The sequence below is a fragment of the Streptomyces sp. NPDC042364 genome, from assembly GCF_056437585.1.
Map to the genome: position 1 here is coordinate 58,603 of NZ_JBWKAJ010000005.1, position 15,653 is coordinate 74,255.

A 15,653-nucleotide genomic window follows, 5' to 3' on the forward strand; every position below is an offset into this window, starting at 1 on the left:
CACTCCACTGCACGTTCGAGACGACAAGGCTACCGGTCGCGTGCCGGGGCACGGGCCGGACGACCCGCCTTCTCGAACGAAACGGTTTCGTACGCTTACGAAGATACCCCGAGCGCCACAGAAACGAAACGGTTTCGTTCGTGTCCTGAGTCACGCACCCGGCGTCCCCACCACCGAAGCGCCCCCGAAGCGCCCCCGGAACGTCCCGAAGGCCCCGAAAGCCCCCGGAGCAGCACCGGAAGCCAGCCGGAACGCCACCCACCGCACACGAGTTGCCGCGCCCCCGGACCGGGAGAAGCATGGGGAGGTGAGCGACTCAAACGAGACCGGAAGCGGCCGGAACACCCCCGGCTACCTGCGCTTTCCCCATATCGCCGGCGACCGCGTCTGCTTCGTCGCCGAGGACGATCTGTGGCTGGCCCCGCTCGACGGCTCCGAGCGCGCCTGGCGGCTCACCGTCGACCGCACGAAGGCCGCCACCCCGCGCTTCTCGCCCGACGGCCGCCACATCGCGTACACGAGCTGGCGCAGCATCGTCCCGGAGATCCATCTGGTCCCGGTGGACGGCGGAGGCCCCGCACGGCGCCTCACCCACTGGGGCAGCCCCGACACCGAGGTCTGCGGCTGGACGCCCCCGGACTCCGACGCGGGGGGCCGCTCGGACATCCTGGCCGTCGCCTCGCACGGCGAGCCCTTCTCGTACTACACCTGGGCGTACAAGGTCCGCCCCGACGGCGACCCCGGCCGCAAGCTGCCCTGGGGGCCCGTCTCCGCCATCCAGGTCGCCGAGATCGACGGCGAGCGCCGCACCCTGCTGCTCACCGGCACGCCGCCGCACGAACCGGCCTCCTGGAAGCGCTACCGGGGCGGTGCCACGGGCCGCCTCTGGCTGCACGGCGAACGGCTGCTGCCCGACCTCCAGGGGCATCTGCACTCCCCCGTGTTCGTCGGCGGCCGGATCGCCTTCCTCTCCGACCACGAGGGCGTCGGCAACCTCTACTCCTGCGCGTACGACGGCTCCGACCTGCGCCGCCACACCGACCACGACGCCTTCTACGCCCGGCACGCGGCGAGCGACGGCAGCCGGGTGGTGTACCAGTGCGCGGGCGACCTGTGGATCGTCGACGACCTCTCCCCCGGCGCAGTCCCCCGCCGCCTCGACATCCGCCTAGGCGGATCGCTCACCGGCCGGCGGCCGTACCAGGTGCCGGCCGCGCAGCACGTCGACGGCCTGTCGGTCGACGAGACGGGCCGGGCGAGCGCGGTCGTCGTCCGCGGCAGCCTGTACTGGCTGACCCACCGCGACGGGCCCGCCCGGACCATCACCGACACCCCCGGTGTCCGGGTCCGGCTGCCCGAGATGCTGGGCTCCGGCGGCCAGGTGGCGTACGTGACGGACGCCGACGGCGAGGACGCGATCGAGATCGCCTACCTCCCCCGGGCCACCGGCGACCGCGAGCCCCGCCGCCTCGCCTCCGGCGCGCTGGGCCGTGTCCTGGAGATGGTCGCGGACCCGGCGGGCGAGCGCCTCGCCCTCGCCGCGCACGACGGACGGCTGCTGCTGCTCGACGCCGCGGAGGACGCCGACGGCGAGGTCACCGAGATCATCACCTCGATCAACGGACCCGTCCGCGACCTCGCGTTCTCCCCGGACGGCAGCTGGCTGGCCTGGTCCCATCCGGGCATCGGCCGCACCCTGCGCCAGATCAAGATGGCCCGCCTGAAGGACCGGTTCATCGTCGACGTCACGAACGGCCGGTTCGAGGACGAGAACCCGGTGTTCACCAGTGACGGCCGCTATCTGGCCTTCCTGTCCTGGCGCGGCTTCGACCCGGTCTACGACGTCCACACGGGCGACCTGTCCTTCCCCCTCGGCTGCCGCCCCTACCTGGTCCCGCTCTCCTCCGCCACGCCCTCCCCGTTCGCCCTGAACCCCGACGGCCGCCCGGTCGCCGGGGGCATGGACCCCGGCGAGGACGAGGAGGCCGGCGGCACCGTCACCGTGGAGGTCGAGGGTCTGGAGAACCGCGTCACGCCCTTCCCGGTCACCGCCTCCAAGTACTCGGCGCTCTGCCCGGTGAGCGGCGGCGGGCTGGTCTGGCTGCGCTGGCCGATCTCGGGCGCCCTCGGCGAGACCTTCGCCAACCCCGACGACACGACCGGGCGCCCGACCCTCGAATACTTCAACATCAGCAAGGCGAAGAAGTCCGAACTCGTCGCCCACCTCGACTGGTTCGCGATCAGCGGCGACGGCACCCGCCTCGTGGTCGTCGACGAGGGCGACCTGCGGGCCGTCCCCTCCACCGAGCCCGGCGACAGCGACAGCACCGTCTGGATCGACCTGCGGCGCATCATGCACGAGGCCGACCCGGCCGCCGAGTGGCGCCAGTCCTACGCCGAGGCGGGCCGGCTGATCCGCGCCTACTTCTGGGACCCGGGGATGAGCGGCATCGACTGGGACGGCGTCCTCGACCAGTACCGGCCGCTGGTCGAACGGGTCGCCTCCCCCGACGAGTTCGCCGACCTCCTGCGCGAGGTCCTCGGTGAACTGGGCACCTCCCACGCGTATGTGTCCGCCGCCCGCCGCAACGAGGGCCCGCCCCACTACCAGCGCCGCCAGGGCCTCCTCGGCGCGAACTTCGTCCGCCGGGACGACGGCTGGCAGGTCCGCCGGGTCCTGCCCGGCGACTCCTCGGACTCCAAGGCCCGATCCCCGCTCGCCGGTACGGGCATCCGCGAGGGCGCCGTCCTCACCCATGTCGACGGCCGCCCGGTGGACCCGGTGACGGGCCCGTTCCCGCTGCTGGCCGGGGCGGGCGGTACGACGGTGGAGCTGACGTTCACCCCGGCGGAGGGCGAGGGCCGCGCACGCCGGGTGGCCGTGGTCCCGCTGCTCGACGAACGCCCCCTGCGCTACCAGGACTGGGTCGCCAAACGCCGCGAGGTCGTCCACGAACTCAGCGGCGGCCACTGCGGCTACCTCCACATCCCCGACATGGGCGGCTCCGGCTGGGCCCAGTTCAACCGCGACCTGCGGATGGAGGTGTCCCGGCCGGCCCTGATCGTCGACGTGCGCGGCAACGCGGGCGGCCACATCAGCGAACTGGTGGTGGAGAAACTCACCCGGAAGATCCTCGGCTGGGACCTCACCCGCGACGCCCAGCCGGTGTCGTACGCCTCCAGCGCGCCACGCGGCCCGGTGGTCGCCCTCGCCGACGAGGCGACCTCGTCCGACGGCGACATGATCACGGCCGCCTTCAAACTGCTGGGGCTGGGCCCGGTCGTGGGCCTGCGCACCTGGGGCGGAGTCGTCGGTATGACCGGCCGCCACCAACTCGGCGACGGCACCGTCATCACGGTCCCCATGAACGCCGCCTGGTTCGACGCCTACGGCTGGTCCATCGAGAACCGGGGCGTCCTCCCCGACGTCGAGGTCCACCGCACCCCCCTCGACTGGGCCGAGGGCCGCCACTCCCAGCTCGGCGCCGCCGTGGACCTCGCCCTGGACCTCCTCAGGAGCCGGCCCGCGGCGAACCCCCCGGACTACGGCGACGTCCCCGACAGGTCCCGCCCCAAACTGCCGCCGAGGAACACCGGCTGACACGGGAAAGGGGCGCCCTCGGTGAAGAGGGCGCCCCTTTCAGGACCTCAGCGGACGCTCGACTCAGATGTCGTAGTCCGGCTGGAACCGGTCGTCGGCGTCACGCAGATCGCGCTCACGCTCGCTCTCGGGCTGACGCCCGCGCTGCCCAGGCTGCTGCTGAGCCCGCTCACGCTCCTGACGCGCGCGCTCCTCCGGGGACGGCCGCCGCGACTCCTCCGGAGTCCGCCCGGCCTTCTGCCGCGCCTGGTGCTTGAGCTGCTCGGTCTTCTCCTGGAACTGGTCCTTCATGCCCATGTGGTTTCACTCCCGTACTGGGTGAGGGGATCGGGCCTCGACCAGACAAACACGGGCGGACAACCCACGCATTTCGATCACTCACTCACGGTCACCGGCCACCCGGCGCTCCCGCTCGTCGGCCGCCCCGCCCGCCCCCACGAGCCCGGTCGGCACCCCCCGCAGCCGCCCCTCGAACCGCCGCACCTCACGCGGCCCGAAAGCCCCGATCAGCCCCGGCAGATACCCGCGCACGCCCTGCATCCCCCGCAGCCACCACTGCCCGTAGACATGCCCGGACCGCCGCTCGATCCCGGCGACGATCCGGTCGACGGCCGGCCCCAGCGGATAGGTCTTGCCGGCCGGCCACGGCAGCCGCTCGCGCAACTCCCGCATGGCGTGCTCCTGATCGGCCCCGCGCACCATGTCCGTGTCGGTCCATGACAGATACGCGACGCCGACGCCCACGCCCTTGTGCCCGACCTCGGCCCGCAGACTGTGCGCGTACGCCTCGACGCCCGCCTTGGACGCGCAGTACGCCGTCATCATCGGCGCCGGTGTGATCGCGGCGAGGGAGGCGATCTGCAGCAGATAGCCCCGGCTCTCCACCAGCGCGGGCAGGAACGCCCGTCCGGTGACGGCCGATCCGACGAGGTTGACCTCGATGACCCGCCGCCAGGCGTCGGGGTCGGAGTCGACGAAGGGCCCGCCGTTGGCGACGCCCGCGTTGGCGACCACGATGTCCACCCGGCCGAAGCGCTCCTTCACCTCGGCGGCGACCCGCGTCATGGCCTCGTGGTCGGTGACGTCGGCGTGCCAGAACTCGTTCTCGCCGTAGAGGCGTTCGGAGACCCGCTTGAGTTCGTCCGGCTCCAGCCCGACCAGCGCGACCCTCACCCCGCGCACCGAGAGCTTGCGGGCGAGGAGTTCCCCGACGCCCCGCGCCGCCCCGGTGACCACCGCGACCCGACCTTCCAGGGCGTTGCCCCTGCTGCCGCCCCTGCTCATGCGTCCGCCTCCTCCAGCTCGTCCCGCTCGGTCCGTGGTCCGTACGCCGTCACCAGCCCGCGTATCCGGGCGGTCACCGCCTCCGGTGCCTCCACCGGCGACATGTGCCCGACACCGGTCAGCTCGGTCACGCCCACGCAGTCCGGCAGCGCGGCGGCCAGCGTCCGCGAGTGCACCGGCGGGGTCATCCGGTCCGCCGTGCCCACCAGGACCGCGGCCGGCACCGTCAACTCCCGTACACCGTGGTCGAGGTCGAGCGTGTCGAGGACCTTCGACCAGGCGTGCCGCACCCGCGCCGGACACGCGTGCACGATCCGCGCGCACGCCTCGACCATCACCGGCGACGAACCGGGGCCCATGGTGGCGTACTTGAGGATCCGCCGGGCCACCGGTGTGACCGGCCCGAGCGGCGCCCGCGAGCCGAGGACCTTGCGGGTGAGCCAGGTGCGCACCCGTCCGGCGCGACCGGGCACCACGAGCGCCTCGGAGACCAGCCTCGAACTGCCGGTGCTGCACAGCAGCACCGCCGCCGCGTGCTCCCGGACACCGGCCCGCCCCGCGGCCGCCATCAGCGTCATCCCGCCCATGGAGTGTCCGGCGAGCACGGCCTTCTCGCCGGGCGCGAGCGTCGCCGCGAGCACCGCCTCCAGGTCGTCCGCGAGGGCGTCCGTGCTGCACAGGGCGGCGGCGGGGCTGCGCCCGTGGCCGCGCTGGTCGTAGGCGATCACCCGGTGGTCGGCGGCCAGGTCCCGGATCTGCGCCGCCCAGAACGCGGTCGAGCAGGTCCAGCCGTGCACCAGCACCACCGCGGGCGCGTCGTCGGGGCCGTGGATCTCGACGTGCAGCCGGGCGCCGTCGGCGGACACGGCCGTCAACTCCCGTACGGCGACGGGCGGGGCGTAGGGCCCGTGCTTCACATGGGTCAGTCGGGTCACGCTCCGGCCTCCACCTTCGTCGCCTCGGTCGCGGTCGTCCCCCGGGTCTTCCCCGGACCGGACCCCGGCACCCGCAGCACCTCGTACTCGGCGAGGTCCACGCGCCGGGTGGCGCCGCGGAACTCCGTGGTGGTGCCGGGCCAGATGGTCGTGTTGCGGCCGTGCGCGTCGAGGTACCAGCTGGTGCAGCCGCCGGTGTTCCACACGGTCCGCTCCATGCGCTTCTGCACGCGCAGGTTCCAGGCGTCCACGGCGTCGGTCCTGGCGTCGAGGGCGACCCGGCCGCCGAGGACGTCCAACTGCCGCAGATAGTCCGCCATGTAGTTCAGCTGGGACTCGATCATCAGGATCATGCTGGAGTTCCCGAGGCCCGTGTTGGGCCCGATGATCGTCATCCAGTTCGGGAACCCGGCGGCCGACGCCCCGCGCAGCGCCCGCATCCCGCCGTCGGCCCAGGACTCCGCGAGGGTACGGCCGTCGGCACCCACCACCCGGTCGGCGATGGGCATGTCGGTGACATGGAACCCGGTGGCGAAGACGATCGCGTCGGCCTCGGCGGTGGTCCCGTCGGCCGCGACGAGCGTGGAGCCGTCGACGCGGGCGAGCCCGGAGGCGACCACGTCGACGTTCGGCCGGGTGAGCGCCGGATAGTAGGTGTTCGACAGCAGGATCCGCTTGCAGCCGATGCGGTAGTCGGGGGTCAGCTTGGCGCGCAGCGCGGGGTCCTTGACCGCCCGTGCCATGTTCCGCCGGGCCATCCGCTCGACCAGGCCAAGCTGTTCGGGGCGCTTGGTGAAGGCCTGCACCTGGAGCTCCCGGATGCCCCACAGCAGCCCGCGCCGGGCCTGCGTGGTGAAGGGCAGCTGCCGGTGCAGCCATCGCTCGGCGCGGCTGATGTCGCGGTCGACACGGGGCAGCACCCAGGGCGGGGTCCGCTGGAAGAGGGTCAGCCGGCCGGCCTCGGGCTGGATCGCCGGCACGATCTGGATCGCCGAGGCGCCCGTCCCGACCATCGCGACCCGCTTGCCGCGCAGGTCGTAGCCGTGGTCCCAGCGCGCGGAGTGGAACACCCTGCCCGGGAAGGAGTCGATACCGGGGACGTCGGGGGCCTTGGGGTCGGAGAGCGGCCCGGTGGCGGAGACGACGACGTCGGCGGAGAGCCGCCCGCCGCTGGTCTCGATCTCCCAGCGCAGCCGCTCACCGTCCCAGCTCATCCGCTTGACCTCGGAGTGCAGACGGATGTGCGGCCGGAGCCGGAAGACATCGGTGACGTGCTCCAGATACGCCCGGATGTGCTCCTGCCCGGAGAAGGTGCGCGGCCAGTCCGGATTGGGCGCGAACGAGAACGAGTACAGGTGCGACGGCACGTCGCAGGCACACCCCGGATAGTCGTTGTCCCGCCAGGTGCCGCCGACCGAGCCGCCCCGTTCCAGCACGACGAAGTCGGTGATCCCTTCCCGCCGCAGCCGTACGGCGGCGCCGAGCCCGCCGAACCCGGCCCCGATCACCGCCACCCGGACATGCGGGGGCAAGGACTCACCCCCGCCGCCGTCCTCGTGCCCCTGCTCATGTTCGTGCCCGTGTCCGTGCTCGGCCATCCGGTACCTCCACGCCTCATCGCGTGCGCCACCGCGTCCGCACCTTGCGTCCGCACCTCATGTCCACGCCAGTAATCACTGGCGCAATGGCGAGACTAGGGCAGGACCGTACCGATGGGTAGGGGTCGGGCGCTGCCAAGTTACCGGCGGTACAACATAGGCTTCCCCTGTGGCAGCAGACGGCGAGCGACGCGAGTACCGCATGGAGGAGCTGGCCAGGGAGGCCGGCATCACCGTACGCACCCTGCGCTTCTACCGGGAGCGCAGACTGATCCCGCCACCCCGCCGCGAGGGCCGTATCGCCTGGTACGACGACACGCACCTGGCCCGGCTGCGCACGATCTCGGCGCTGCTGGACCGCGGCCACACCCTGAACGGCATCGCGGAACTCGCCGAGGCCTTCGACCAGGGCCGCGACGTGGGCGAGCTGCTGGGCCTCGGCGCCCCCACCGAGGAAACCCCCGTGCGCCTCACCCCCGAGGCCCTCGCCGACCACTTCGGCGACCAGGCGACCCCCGAGAACCTCTCCGCCGCCCTCGACCTCGGCTACCTCGCCACCGACGGGGGCGAGATCGTCCACATCAGCCGCCGCCTGCTCGACGTCTCCGCAGCCCTGGTCCGCGAGGGCATCCCCCTGGCCGACATCCTCACCGCCGGCCGCCGGGTCCGCACCCACGCCGAGGCCCTGGCCGCCCTCTTCACCGACCTCATCCTCAACCATCCCGACCGCACCCCCGAGGACCTGGAACGCCTGCGGCCCCTGGCGAAGAGCGTGGCGGAGGCGGAACTCTCGATGGCCCTGGACCGGCGCCTGCGCCAGGCGGGGCGGGGGGACAACCCTTAGGTGCTTTGGTTCGGATCAGCGGGCGGACCACAGGAAGGTGCCGGCGATGTGGGGTCCGGCCGGGTGGACGGTCGCGGTCTTCTCGTGGCGGTGGCGATACCGCGCCACTGCGTCGCGCCCGGGGACGGGCCGCGGGCGGGACGGTCAGCCGATGCTGAACCAGGTCCACACCACCAGCACGACAGGGCCCGGGCAGGCGATCACGCCCAGCAGAAGCATGCGATGCGGCAGCTCCATGCGGCGGACACCCGGCGCGAAGGCCATCGCACCCAGCACGGCGGCCGCACCGGCCACGCCCAGCAGGCAGTCCGGCAGCGAGGCGCCCATCGGCGCACCTGCCGCCGCACCCCCCAGCGCCGCCAGGCCGACCAGGACTGCCAGCCAGACCATCGACATCATCGTGATGCCCCACAGCAAGCCCGCCAGCAGTCGCACACCCGTCCGGCGCGGCGGGGGTGCCGGCTTCCACGGGCTGTAGAGAGTCGCGTTGGTGTGGGAGTCCACTTGGGTGCCCTTCCGACAGGTTGTCGTCGATACTCGCCTGCCGGAGCCCCTGCGGCCTGAGGTCGCGTACTCAACACCCCACCGTCTCGTACTCAGACGGCGTCAGAGGTCGTAGACGACGGTCACCGGCGCGTGGTCCGACCACCGCTCCGCATGCGTGGCCGCCCGCTCCACGAACCCCTTGACCGCCTTGCGGGCGAGGCCGGGGGTGGCCACCTCGTAGTCGATGCGCCAGCCGGTGTCGTTGTCGAAGGCCCGCCCCCGGTACGACCACCAGGTGTATGGCCCCTCGACGTCGGGGTGCAGGGCGCGTACGACGTCGACATAGCCGCCGTCGGTCTCGTCGAAGACGCGGCTGAGCCACTCCCGCTCCTCCGGGAGGAAGCCGGAGTTCCTGACGTTGCCGCGCCAGTTCCTGAGGTCGGCCTCGCGGTGGGCGATGTTCCAGTCGCCGCACACGACGACCTCGCGCCCGTCGGCGGCGGCCCGCTCGCGCAGTTCCTTCAGATAGGCGAGGAACTCCCCCATGAACCGGACCTTCTCGTCCTGGCGCTCGGTCCCGACCTCACCCGAGGGCAGGTAGAGGCTCGCCACGGTGACACCGGGCAGGTCGGCCTCGACATAGCGCCCGGCGGCGTCGAACTCGGCCGACCCGAAACCCACCCGCACCCGGTCCGGTTCACGCCGGCTGTACAGCGACACCCCCGCGCGCCCCTTGGCGGCGGCCGGCGCGTGCACGACGTGCCACCCGTCGGGCTGCCGCACCGCCTCGGGCAGCTGTCCGGGCTCGGCACGCACCTCCTGGAGGCACAGCACATCCGCGGAGGTCCCGCCGAGCCACTCCACGAAGCCCTTCTTCGCGGCGGCCCGGAGCCCGTTCACATTCACAGAGGTCACAGTGAGCACCGGTGCACGATACCCGTACATTGGACTGGGTCCAGTTTCCGACGAGACCGCTCATCCCCTACGCCTGCATAGTTGTACGATCCACGACATGATTATCCGTCCCATGCCCTTCGACCATCCCGACGCCGTCAAGCTGAACGACGAGGTCCAGGCCGAGTACCACGTCCGCTACGGCGACGGCGGGGACGCCACCCATGTCGATCCCGCGCACTTCACGCCGCCGGCCGGGCTGTATCTGATCGCCTACGACGGCCTGGCCAGACCGGTCGCGACGGGCGGGTGGCGGTCCCAGGACGCCAACGACGAGGGCTACCTGGACGGGGACGCCGAGATCAAGCGCATGTACGTCACTCCCGCGGCCCGAGGTCTGGGGCTGGCCCGCCGCATCCTGGGCGAGCTGGAGGCCGACGCCCGCGCGGCGGGCCGTACGCGCATGGTCCTCGAAACCGGCACCAAGCAGCCCGAGGCCGTCGCCCTCTACACCTCCAGCGGCTACGAACCCTGCGCCAAGTTCGGCTACTACCGCTTCCACGAACTGAGCCTGTGCTTCGCCAAGCCGCTGTGAGCGGAACGGGGCCGGACCCGGCGGCGCGAGAATCCCGGTGCCGCCGCGGCCCCGCGACCCTACCGTGGCCCCGTGAAAGACAACCGCCGACTGCGCCGCATGGTCGTGGGTGACACCACCTGGCTCTGGACGGTCCGCCAACGCCCCCACCGCGTCCACGGCCACTGCCGCCTGAAGCTCACCCTCTACCCCGAGGGTCCCCGGCGCCGCCGTTTGGTCCTGCTCTTCGCCCCGGCCGAGAACCGGGTCGTCTCCAACTGCTACTTCGCGGCCGGCGACCTGGTCCGCCTCCCGGACCACACCTGGCTCAACCTGTACGAGCCCGCCACGGTCCGCCGCCTCCTGGACGCCGCGTCCCCCGCCCTGGACCGCTCCCCGTCCGCCCACACCGTCGAACTGGACGGCTGGCCCTACTTCGACGCGATCACCGCCCCGCCGTCCGCCGAACCCACGGCAACCGGCTGACAACACGTCAGAGCCCCCAGTGGTGATACCACTGGGGGCTCTGAGCTGCGTGGACCTGAGGGGATTTGAACCCCTGGCCCCCTCGATGCGAACGAGGTGCGCTACCGGACTGCGCCACAGGCCCTTGCAACGAGTGAAACTCTAGCATCCCCATCCGGCTGCTTGGAAATCCGTTCCCGGTGGGCCGCCGATCGGCTTCCGGCCGGCTCGTGGCTGGTCAGGGAGCGGGAGGACCGCGGCGCCGGGGGTCACTCGTTGGCCGCGCGGGGGCGGTCGCCGTCCTCGTACTGGTCGAAGAGCGGTGTACGCCCCCGCTCGCGGGAGCGGCGTGCCGACGCGGCGCGGCGGGCGTCGGAGCGGCCGCCGTCGGGGGCGTCCGCGGACTCGGCGGACCCGGGGCCGGCCGGGTCCTCCTCGGCGTCGGGCTCCGACTCCGCCTCGCGTGCGCCCGCCTGCGGGTCGGCCGCGCTGGAGCGCGCGGAGCTCCAGGCGTCCGGTGCGCCGAGGTCGACCCCGGAGGTGGCCCGGGGGGCCACCGGCGCGGTGACATAGGTCGGAAGCGGAACGGGGACCGGGTCCCAGCTCTCGCCCTGTCCGGGCTTGCGCTGCCGCTCGCGCTGCTGGTCGATCCACTCGGCGTGGTCGGTCTGTTCGACGAGGGCTCGGCGGTCGGCCGCGAGGGCGTTCAGGTCCGGCCTGGTCTCCTCGTTCTCCGGCCCGTCCTCCGGCTCGTCGGCGTCCACCGCTTCGGGGACCGGCCGCCGCCGGGGCTGCCGTTCCCGCAACTGCTGTGCCGCCGCCTCGGCCCGCCGCCGGTCCATGACATACGCGAACCGCTTTCGCTCCTGGCGGCGCAGATGCGCGATGTACCCGCTCAACAGCACCGCGGGGACGGCGGGGGCCCACAGAAGGGCGAGTCCGCCGACCGCGGCGACCACCGCGCCGAGAGTGAAGGCGACGAAGAGCATCATGGTCGTGCGCCGTCGGCGCGCCAGCACCTTCGAGCGCCGGGCCCGCGCCAGGGCCTCCGCCGAACTCGCCCGGCGTGCGCCCCCCCTTTGCATGCCTGACGGCGAAAGAGAGGGCGAGGACGGCGCCGGGGGCTTCGCACGGGCGGCGCCCGGCGCCCCGGTCGCCCCCTGTGGGGCCGCCTTGCCCTGGGGTGCCGGTTTCCCCGGCTGCTGTGCCTGCTTGGGGGGTCGCGGTGACTCGCCGCGCTCCACCGGGAGTTGGGCCTTCGTGTGCGCCCGGTGCGGGGGCATGGCGAAGGCCCGGACGTCCACCGAGTCGGTGACGCCGTCCGGGTGGGCGTCGGGCTCCCCCTCCTCGGCGGAGCGCGCCCGCAGGTCCTTGGCGTATCGGCGCTCCATGCCCGCCCGTCCGGAAAGCAGCCGGATGGCGGTGCTGAAGCGTTCCGTCGGACGGGCCTCGTTCAGCTCGTCCTGCCTACGGAGCCACATCGGCACCAAGTAGGCGGCCCAGGCCCCGACGATGACTGCGTAGATGAGGCCGCTGCTGCTCACGCTCACACCGTAGAGGGGTTTGCATGGGGCCATCTGCCAATTGGGCCGGTGTGTCGCACGATCTGGCTGATATTTCGAGCTTTTCTTGTGACCGATCCGATCAGCTGGCCGCTGAGAGCGGGAATTTCACGCATCAAGACCGAATCGAGTACGCACGGAGAACGCTTCGACTCGTTCAACTCGATCGTCGGCCGATCAGCTTTCTTCGAACAAATATTTCATTTATTGGGGCGGTCCCGGCTGGCCCGCGTCTGAGCCGGCGTTCCGAGGGTTCCGCGCCCGTTCACGCCGCCAGCGGCCGAGCAGCCCCTCGGGGACCTCTTCGGCGGTGAGCGCGAAGACCAGATGGTCACGCCAGGCACCGTCGATGTGAAGATATCGTGGACGCAGGCCTTCCTCGCGGAATCCGAGTTTCTCCACCACCCGCCGGCTGGGCTGGTTCTCGGGGCGAATGCAGACCTCGATGCGGTGCAGTCCGACGGTTCTGAAGCAGTGGTCGACGACGAGCGCCACCGCCGTCGGCATCACCCCGCGCCCGGCCACCGACTCGTCGATCCAGTAGCCGACGTGCCCGGAACACATCGAGCCCCAGGTGATCCCCGCGACCGTCAACTGCCCGACGAGCTGCCCCCGGTACTCGATGACGAACGGCAGCATCCGGCCCGCGTTCGCCTCCGCGCGCAGATGGCGGACCATCTGACGGTACGTCGGCCGGTGCGCGATGGGGCCGCTGGGTGTGGGCGGCGGGATGGTCGCCTCCCAGGGGCGCAGCCAGTCCCGGTTGCGCCGGTTGACCTCCCGCCAGGCCCGCTGGTCGCGCATCCTTATGGGCCGGAGGACCACATCGCCGTCCACCAGCACCACGGGCCAGGAGGGGCTGTTCAGCGCGCACCCCCGGGGTGTCCGGAGGGTCGCTCGTGGCCCTCGGTGACGGAGGCGCCCCCGCCGCCGCTCGGCCCCGGATGGTCCCCGCCGCGGATCTGGTCGACGGCATGGGCCAGCAGCGGCTCCAGGACGGCCAGACCGTCCCGTACGCCGCCGGTGGAGCCCGGCAGGTTGACGATCAGGGTCCGGCCGGCGACTCCGGCGAGGCCCCGGGAGAGCGCCGCCGTGGGCACCTTGTCCCGGCCGTACGCCCGGATCGCCTCGGGGATGCCGGGCACCTCGTGGTCGAGGACCGCGCGGGTGGCCTCGGGGGTGCGGTCGGTGGGCGAGACGCCCGTGCCGCCGGTCGTCACGATCACGTCGTACCCGGCGTGCACGCCCGCGCGCAGCGCCGCCTCCACGGGGTCGCCGTCGGGCACCACCTGCGGCCCCTCCACGGCGAACCCGAACCGCGCCAGCCCTTCGGCGACCAGCGGCCCGCCCCTGTCCTCGTAGACCCCGGCGGAGGCCCGGTTGGAGGCGGTCACCACCAGGGCCCGGTAGGCGGCGGGGGCATCCTCGGCGGGGCCGTGCGCGGCGCCGACGGTCTCGCGGTGCGGGGCGTCGCTCATGACCGGCTCCAGTCGCCCGACTTGCCGCCCGTCTTCTCCTCGACGCGTACGTCCGTGATGACCGCTCCCTTGTCGACGGCCTTGACCATGTCGATCACGGTGAGCGCGGCCACGGAGACGGCGGTGAGGGCCTCCATCTCGACGCCCGTGCGGTCGGTGGTCTTGACGGTGGCCAGGATCTCCACGGCGTCGTCCACGACCGACAGGTCAAGTCTGACGCCCGACACCGACAACGGGTGGCAGAGCGGGATGAGGTCGGGCGTGCGCTTGGCGCCCATGATCCCGGCGATGCGCGCGGTGGCGAGGGCGTCGCCCTTGGGGACGCCCTCGCCGCGCAGCAGTTCGACCACCTGCGGTGAGACCAGGACCCGGCCGCTGGCGCGGGCGGTGCGCGCGGTCACGTCCTTCCCTGAGACGTCGACCATGCGCGCGGCGCCCGCCTCGTCGATGTGGGTCAGTCGGTCCTGCGGCGTACTCATGGTGGTGTGGCGCTCCCGGTCGGTGCCCGTCGCGGTGCGGCGCGCGGCCTGTTGTGCGCGACACGGTACGCCACCCTCGGCGGTTCGGCCGAGCAGGACCGCTGCGGCCGCGGATCGCCGCCGCGGGCTCTCAGCCCAGCAGGACGACCTCGACCTCCGTGCCGGGCTCGACGGACTCGGCGTCCTCGGGGATCACGATCAGCGCGTCGGCCTGCGCCAGGGCCGCGACCAGGTGCGATCCGGCGCCACCCACGGGGGTGACCTGTCCGTCGGCGTAGGTGCCCCGCAGGAACTGGCGGCGCCCGGCGGGCGAGGTCAGCGCCTTGGGTGCCCGGAGGGTTGCCGTGGCCGTCGGACGGTGGACGTCCTCGAGCCCCATCAGGGTGCGGATGGCGGGCCGGACGAAGAGCTCGAAGGAGACGTACGACGACACCGGGTTGCCCGGGAGCGCGAGCAGCGGGGTGTGGTCGGGGCCGATGGTGCCGAAGCCCTGGGGCTTGCCGGGCTGCATGGCGAGCTTGCGGAACTCGATGCCGGCGCCCTCCTCGTCCTCGTCGGCGACGGACTGCAGCGCCTCCTTGACGACGTCGTACGCGCCCACGCTGACCCCGCCGGTGGTGACCACGAGGTCGGCGCGGACGAGTTGGTCGTCGATGGTGGAGCGGAGGGTCTCGGCGTCGTCGGCGACGGCACCCACGCGGTAGGCGATCGCGCCGGCGTCGCGGGCGGCGGCGGTGAGGGCGAAGCTGTTGGAGTCGTAGATCTGGCCGGCGCCCAACCGCTCGCCCGGCGGGACCAGTTCGCTGCCGGTGGAGATCACCACCACGCGCGGGCGCGGACGGACGCGTACCGACGCCCGGCCGATGGCGGCCAGCAGCCCGAGCTGCGGCGGGCCGAGGACCGTGCCCGCCGTGAGGGCGCGCTCCCCGGCCTTCACGTCGCTGCCCTTCGCCCGAACGTGCGCGCGTGCCTCGGCGGCGCGGTGGACGGCGACCTGGCCGGTGGCGCCGTCGGGGCTCGCGCTGCGGGCGCGCATCGCGGCGACGGGCCCCTCACCGAGGCCACCGTCCGTCCACTCCACGGGGACGACGGTCTCGGCGCCGGGCGGCAGGGGGGCACCGGTCATGATGCGGGCGGCCTCGCCGGGTCCCACGTGGGGCTGCTCGGCCGCGCCCGCCGCCACGTCCCCGACGACCGTGAGCACGGCCGGGAACTCCTCGCTCGCGCCCGCGATGTCCGCGACCCGCACCGCGTACCCGTCCATGGAGCTGTTGTCGAACGGCGGCAGGGACACCGGCACCGTGACGTCCTCGACCAGGACGCAGCCCTGGGCGTCGAGGAGCTGCAGCTCGATGGGTTCCAGGGGGCGGACGGTGGCGAGGACGTCCTCCAGGTGTTCGGTCACCGACCACAGGTGGTCCCGGCCGGTGGCGCGGGTCGCGGCGCTGCTCAA

General features: G+C 72.8%; 15 protein-coding genes and 1 tRNA gene. 4 read left to right on the forward strand and 12 right to left on the reverse strand.

Going from position 1 to position 15,653, the window contains the following annotated elements:
• The first annotated feature begins 307 nt into the window (after nucleotides 1-307).
• Nucleotides 308-3,601, forward strand: coding sequence for a S41 family peptidase (locus AC067N_RS12040; RefSeq protein ID WP_478678777.1), 3,294 nt, complete (start codon nucleotides 308-310; stop codon nucleotides 3,599-3,601).
• 63 nt (nucleotides 3,602-3,664) lie between these two features.
• Here AC067N_RS12040 and AC067N_RS12045 read toward each other — a convergent pair whose 3' ends face one another.
• The 4 genes from AC067N_RS12045 to AC067N_RS12060 all read right to left on the reverse strand — a co-directional run bounded on the left by AC067N_RS12045 (nucleotide 3,665) and on the right by AC067N_RS12060 (nucleotide 7,418).
• Complete coding sequence (locus AC067N_RS12045) at nucleotides 3,665-3,898, reverse strand: hypothetical protein (protein ID WP_478678778.1); 234 nt, start codon at nucleotides 3,896-3,898, stop codon at nucleotides 3,665-3,667.
• Between the two features lie 81 nt (nucleotides 3,899-3,979).
• Complete coding sequence (locus AC067N_RS12050) at nucleotides 3,980-4,885, reverse strand: SDR family oxidoreductase (protein WP_478678779.1); 906 nt, start codon at nucleotides 4,883-4,885, stop codon at nucleotides 3,980-3,982.
• Entirely contained in the window at nucleotides 4,882-5,820 is a 939-nt protein-coding gene (locus tag AC067N_RS12055; protein WP_478678780.1) for an alpha/beta fold hydrolase, read from the reverse strand. The genes AC067N_RS12050 and AC067N_RS12055 overlap by 4 nt, the downstream gene beginning before the upstream one ends.
• Nucleotides 5,817-7,418 (reverse strand): flavin-containing monooxygenase, encoded by a 1,602-nt coding sequence (locus AC067N_RS12060; RefSeq protein ID WP_478678781.1) that lies wholly within the window; start codon nucleotides 7,416-7,418, stop codon nucleotides 5,817-5,819. Before AC067N_RS12060 ends, AC067N_RS12055 begins: the two co-directional genes overlap by 4 nt.
• A 202-nt stretch (nucleotides 7,419-7,620) precedes the next feature.
• On the opposite strand from AC067N_RS12060, the gene AC067N_RS12065 reads away from it, so the two are divergent.
• Nucleotides 7,621-8,262: a MerR family transcriptional regulator gene (locus AC067N_RS12065; RefSeq protein WP_478679113.1), complete on the forward strand. Its 642-nt coding sequence runs from the start codon at nucleotides 7,621-7,623 to the stop codon at nucleotides 8,260-8,262.
• A gap of 144 nt (nucleotides 8,263-8,406) precedes the next feature.
• Here the strand turns inward: AC067N_RS12065 and AC067N_RS12070 are convergent, their stop codons facing one another.
• Together AC067N_RS12070 and AC067N_RS12075 are read right to left on the reverse strand one after the other, a co-directional pair.
• On the reverse strand, nucleotides 8,407-8,766 hold the full coding sequence (locus tag AC067N_RS12070; protein ID WP_478678782.1) for a hypothetical protein: 360 nt from the start codon (nucleotides 8,764-8,766) through the stop codon (nucleotides 8,407-8,409).
• Nucleotides 8,767-8,868: 102 nt separating this feature from the next.
• The gene (locus tag AC067N_RS12075) at nucleotides 8,869-9,693 is read right to left on the reverse strand and encodes an exodeoxyribonuclease III (protein ID WP_478678783.1); all 825 of its coding nucleotides are present in this window, start codon (nucleotides 9,691-9,693) and stop codon (nucleotides 8,869-8,871) included.
• A 67-nt stretch (nucleotides 9,694-9,760) separates the two neighbouring features.
• Here AC067N_RS12075 and AC067N_RS12080 point away from each other — a divergent pair, with 67 nt between their 5' ends.
• Nucleotides 9,761-10,237, forward strand: coding sequence for a GNAT family N-acetyltransferase (locus AC067N_RS12080; RefSeq protein ID WP_478678784.1), 477 nt, complete (start codon nucleotides 9,761-9,763; stop codon nucleotides 10,235-10,237).
• A gap of 72 nt (nucleotides 10,238-10,309) precedes the next feature.
• A complete protein-coding gene (locus tag AC067N_RS12085) occupies nucleotides 10,310-10,702 on the forward strand; it encodes a hypothetical protein (RefSeq protein WP_478678785.1) in 393 nt (130 codons plus the stop codon).
• 50 nt (nucleotides 10,703-10,752) lie between these two features.
• Here the strand turns inward: AC067N_RS12085 and AC067N_RS12090 are convergent.
• The 6 genes from AC067N_RS12090 to glp all read right to left on the reverse strand — a co-directional run bounded on the left by AC067N_RS12090 (nucleotide 10,753) and on the right by glp (nucleotide 15,653).
• Nucleotides 10,753-10,826: transfer RNA gene (locus AC067N_RS12090), tRNA-Ala, on the reverse strand.
• Between the two features lie 124 nt (nucleotides 10,827-10,950).
• Nucleotides 10,951-12,225, reverse strand: coding sequence for a divisome protein SepX/GlpR (gene sepX, locus AC067N_RS12095; RefSeq protein WP_478678786.1), 1,275 nt, complete (start codon nucleotides 12,223-12,225; stop codon nucleotides 10,951-10,953).
• Nucleotides 12,226-12,447: 222 nt separating this feature from the next.
• Nucleotides 12,448-13,086, reverse strand: a complete 639-nt coding sequence (locus tag AC067N_RS12100; RefSeq protein ID WP_478679114.1) for a GNAT family N-acetyltransferase — start codon at nucleotides 13,084-13,086, stop codon at nucleotides 12,448-12,450.
• 20 nt (nucleotides 13,087-13,106) lie between these two features.
• Complete coding sequence (locus AC067N_RS12105; RefSeq protein WP_478678787.1) at nucleotides 13,107-13,721, reverse strand: MogA/MoaB family molybdenum cofactor biosynthesis protein; 615 nt, start codon at nucleotides 13,719-13,721, stop codon at nucleotides 13,107-13,109.
• Nucleotides 13,718-14,200, reverse strand: coding sequence for a cyclic pyranopterin monophosphate synthase MoaC (moaC, locus tag AC067N_RS12110; RefSeq protein WP_478678788.1), 483 nt, complete (start codon nucleotides 14,198-14,200; stop codon nucleotides 13,718-13,720). The genes AC067N_RS12105 and moaC overlap by 4 nt, the downstream gene beginning before the upstream one ends.
• Nucleotides 14,201-14,330: 130 nt before the next feature.
• Nucleotides 14,331-15,653 carry a molybdotransferase-like divisome protein Glp gene (gene glp / locus AC067N_RS12115; RefSeq protein WP_478678789.1) on the reverse strand — a complete coding sequence of 441 codons (1,323 nt, stop codon included), beginning with the start codon at nucleotides 15,651-15,653 and terminating at the stop codon, nucleotides 14,331-14,333.